Source organism: Streptomyces sp. CBMA29 (genome assembly GCF_014596445.1).
Taxonomy (GTDB): domain Bacteria; phylum Actinomycetota; class Actinomycetes; order Streptomycetales; family Streptomycetaceae; genus Actinacidiphila.
On record NZ_MECL01000089.1, the window covers coordinates 1 to 4,160 of the forward strand.

Genomic DNA, 4,160 nt, shown 5'->3' on the forward strand with positions numbered 1-4,160 from the left:
TCCCCGGCGACCCGCCGCCCGCCGGGCACCCGCGCCGGGACACCGGACTCTCCCGCCGTGACGTCCTGCGCCGCGGCACAGGACTGCTCTCCGGCGCCGCCGCGGGCGCGCTGCTCGCGGGCTGCGGCAGCGGTGAGAGCGACGGCGTGGGCGCGGACGGCCGGGTCACCGTCGAGCTGTGGCACGGCCAGACCGACACCGGCCGCGCCGTGATCCAGCAACTGGTGGCCGAGTTCAACCGCACCCACCCGAAGATCAGGGTCGACCCCGGCGGCGGCGTCCTTTCCGACGCCATGCTCCAGAAGGTCACCGCGGCGCTCGCCTCCGGCTCGTACCCCGACATCGCCTACATCTTCGGCTCGGACCTGGCCAGCATCGCCCGCAGCCCCAAGGTCGTGGACCTCACGGCGATGATGGCCCACGGCCCCACCCCCTGGAACGACTTCTGGACCCCGGCCCGCGAGGCCGTCACCGTCAACAAGCGGGTACGCGCCGCGCCCGCGCTCATCGACTCGCTCGCCGTCGTCTGCAACAAGAAGGTCTTCGCCCGCGCCGGAGTGCCGCTGCCCGAGCCCGGCTGGACCTGGGACGAGTTCACGGCCACCGCGAAGAAACTCACCAGCCACGCCGACGGCACCTTCGGCACCGGCTGGCCCGGCGTCGGCGACGAGGACACCGTCTGGCGGATCTGGCCGATGATCTGGGACCTCGGCGGTGAGGTCATCTCCGCCGACGGCCACGGCATCGGCTTCGAGGACACCGGCGTCCGCGCCCTGGAGACCATCGCCACCCTCGCCACCGACAAGAGCGTCTACATCGACCCCAAGCCCGGCAGCGAGCAGATGTACCAGGTCTTCCTCTCCGGCCGGATGGGCATGGTCCCCACCGGTCCCTGGCAACTGCCCGACGTCATCCAGGCCAAGATCGACTACCACGTCGTCCCGCTGCCCAGCTACAGCGGGAAAGAGGTCACCATCTCCGGGCCCGACACCTGGACGGTCTTCGACAACGGCTCGGCGCGCGTCGCCGCCGCCCGCACCTTCGTCGAGTGGCTGATCCAGCCGCCGCAGGACGTGCGCTGGGACATCCAGGCGGGCAGCCTCCCGCTCAGCCGCAGCACCCAGGCGCTGCCCGCCTGGCAGGACCGCAGTGCCCACACCGAGGGCCTGTCGGTGTTCACCAAGGCCCTGGAGACCGCGCGGGTACGCCCCGCCCACCCCGCCTACCCGCAGATCTCCCAGGCGCTCGGCCAGGCGATCACCGCGGTGCTGCTCGGCCGCAGCACCCCCGCCAAGGCGCTGCGCGACTGTGCGCACGAAGCCAACGCCGCACTGCTCATCCCGCGTTGAGGAGACCCATGTCGAGAACCACGCCGCGGCTGCTGCCCCGGCACAGGCCGGGCCCCGCGCAGCGCCGCCCCGCCCCGCTCACCCTGTCCGACCAGGACCGGGACCGCGAGCACGCACAGCAACTGCGCGCCCGCCGCCGCAGGCTGCGCGGCGAGTCCGCGACCGCGTGGACCTTCATCGCGCCCTCGATCGTGGTCATCCTCGGCCTCAGCGTCGTCCCCGTGGTCTGGTCGCTGCTGCTGTCCTTCCGCGCCGACGACCTGGTCACCCCGAGCCGCTGGGTGGGCCTGGCCAACTACCGGGCCCTGTCCAAGGACCCGCACTTCAGCCAGGCGGTACGCAACACCCTGGAGTACACCGCGCTGTACGTCCCGCTGAGCATGCTGTTCGGCCTGGCGCTCGCCCTCGCGCTCAACCGGCGCATCCGGCTCGTCGGCGTCTACCGCACCCTGATCTTCGTACCGTTCGTCATCTCGGCCACCGCGCAGGGCGTGCTGTTCTCCTTCATCCTCGACCCGCAGTTCGGCGCCGCCAACTCCGTACTGCACTCCCTCGGCATCTCCCAGCAGGGGTTCCTCACCGATCCGGGACAGGCACTCCTCGTCCTCGTGGCGATCTCCCTGTGGAGCGGCACCGGCTTCTGCGTCGTGGTCTACCTCGCCGCCCTCCAGGACGTACCGCCGTCCCTCATCGAGGCCGCCAGGCTCGACGGCGCGGGGCGCTTCCAACTGCTGCGCCACGTCACGCTGCCGACCCTCACCCCGGTCAACGTCTTCCTGGTGCTGTGGCAGACCATCAACTCCCTCCAGGTCTTCGACCTCGTCTACGTCACGACCAAGGGCGGACCGCTCGGCTCCACCACCGTGATCGTCTACTTCATCTGGGAGCAGGCGTTCAAGAACTTCACCGCCGGTTACGGGGCAGCCGCCGCCTACGTGCTCGCGCTCGCCCTGCTGGTGATCGCCGTCGGCATGCGGGCCCTGCGCCGCCGCGAGCCCGTACGCCTCGAAGGAGCCCCGCGATGACCGTCACCTCAGCCCTGCCCGACGCGGCGCCGCCCGGCGCCGAGACCGCCGACGCCCGGCGGCCGGGCGCGCCCCGCCCCCGGCGGTCGCGGCTGCCCTTCAGCGCCTGGCACCTGCTGCTCGCCCCGCTCGCCCTGCTCTTCGCGGTCCCGCTGATCTGGCTGCTGGTCAGCTCGGTGATGAGCAACGCCGAGATCAACCGCTTCCCGCCCGCGCTGTGGCCCTCGCACATCGACCTCGGCGGCTACCGCTACGTGCTCGGCAACGCGCTCTTCCCGCGCTGGTTCGCCAACTCGCTGATCGTCTCCGTCGTCGCGGTCGTCTCCAACCTCGTCTTCGGCGCGCTCGGCGGATACGCCTTCGCCCGGATGCGGTTCGCCGGCTCGCGCACCCTGCTGGTGCTGATGCTGGCCACCATGGCGATCCCGTTCCAGCTCACCATGATCCCGACCTTCCTGGTGATGAAGCGGCTCGGCCTGATCGACACCCTCGGCGCGCTCATCGTGCCGTCGCTGGTCACGCCCTTCGCGGTCTTCCTGCTGCGGCAGTTCTTCCTCTCGCTGCCCAGGGAGCTGGAGGAGGCGGCGTGGATCGACGGCTGCTCACGGCTGCGCGTGCTCCTGCTCATCGTGCTGCCGCTGTCGCGGCCCGCGCTGAGCACGGTCGCGGTGCTGACCTTCCTCAGCACCTGGAACGACCTGACCTGGCCGCTGATCGCCATCAACCACGACACGCAGTACACGCTGCAACTCGGCCTGACCACCTTCCAGGGCCTGCACCACACCCGCTGGTCCGCGGTGATGGCGGGCAACGTCCTGACCGTCCTGCCGGTGCTGCTCGCCTTCCTCGCGGCGCAGAAGCAGTTCATCCAGTCGATCACCTCCAGCGGCCTGAAGGGCTGACGGGACACCGCCTCGTCGCCTGAACGGCTGACAGGACACCGTCCTGTCGCCTGAACCGATGACAGGACACCGCCCCGGACTCCCGCCGCCGGACTCCCGCCCCACCACCACAGAAAGCCAGCTCATGCCGGACACGTTCGACCTGCTCGTCATCGGGGACGCCAATCCCGACATCGTCCTGGGGCCGCTGGACGCCCCGCTCGCCTTCGGCCAGCGCGAACAGCTCGTCCCCACCGGCCTGCTGACCCTCGGCGGCTCCGCCGCGATCATGGCGTGCGGCGCCGCCCGGCTCGGCCTGAAGGTCGCCATCGCCGGCCGGATCGGCGACGACGACACCGGCCGGTACGTCCGTACCGCCCTGGCCGAGCGCGGCGTCGACACCGCGGCGCTGCGGGTGGACACCGACCTGCCGACGCCGCTGACCACCGTGCTCACCCGCGGCGACGACCGCGCCATCCTCACCGCGCCCGGCACCCTCACGGCCACCGTCGGCGCCGACGTGCCGCAGGCGCTGCTCGCGAACTGCCGCCATGTGCACGCCGCCTCGTACTTCCTGCTGCCGGGACTCGCGCCCGCGCTGCCCGACCTCTTCCGCACCGCCCGCGCGCACGGCGCCACGACCTCGCTCGACACCAACGACGACCCGACGGGTGACTGGGACCCGGCCGCAATCGCCGGGCTGCTCCCCGTCACCGACATCCTGCTGCCGAACGCCAGGGAGGCGTGCGCCCTGGCGGCGGGCGGTGAGGTGCCCGCAGGTGACCCCGGGCCCGCCGACGTGGAGCGGGCCGCGGCCCTGCTCGCCGGTCTCCTGGTGGTCCTGCGGACGCTGGCGGTGACCCGGCACCGGCGCGCGAGCGGCCCCGCGTGGCTGCTGGCGTGCG

Annotated in this window: 4 protein-coding genes; all 4 read left to right on the forward strand. The window is 72.0% G+C overall.

The window, feature by feature from the left end:
- Positions 1 to 65 precede the first annotated feature (65 nt).
- Entirely contained in the window at positions 66 to 1,349 is a 1,284-nt protein-coding gene (locus BGM09_RS13820; RefSeq protein WP_188281849.1) for an ABC transporter substrate-binding protein, read from the forward strand.
- Between the two features lie 8 nt (positions 1,350 to 1,357).
- Positions 1,358 to 2,374 (forward strand): carbohydrate ABC transporter permease, encoded by a 1,017-nt coding sequence (locus BGM09_RS13825; protein WP_188281847.1) that lies wholly within the window; start codon positions 1,358 to 1,360, stop codon positions 2,372 to 2,374.
- Positions 2,371 to 3,276 (forward strand): carbohydrate ABC transporter permease, encoded by a 906-nt coding sequence (locus BGM09_RS13830; protein WP_188281848.1) that lies wholly within the window; start codon positions 2,371 to 2,373, stop codon positions 3,274 to 3,276. Before BGM09_RS13825 ends, BGM09_RS13830 begins: the two co-directional genes overlap by 4 nt.
- A 124-nt stretch (positions 3,277 to 3,400) precedes the next feature.
- Positions 3,401 to 4,160, forward strand: a 760-nt coding sequence (locus BGM09_RS13835) for a carbohydrate kinase family protein (RefSeq protein ID WP_188281850.1), incomplete at its 3' end; no start/stop codon positions are given.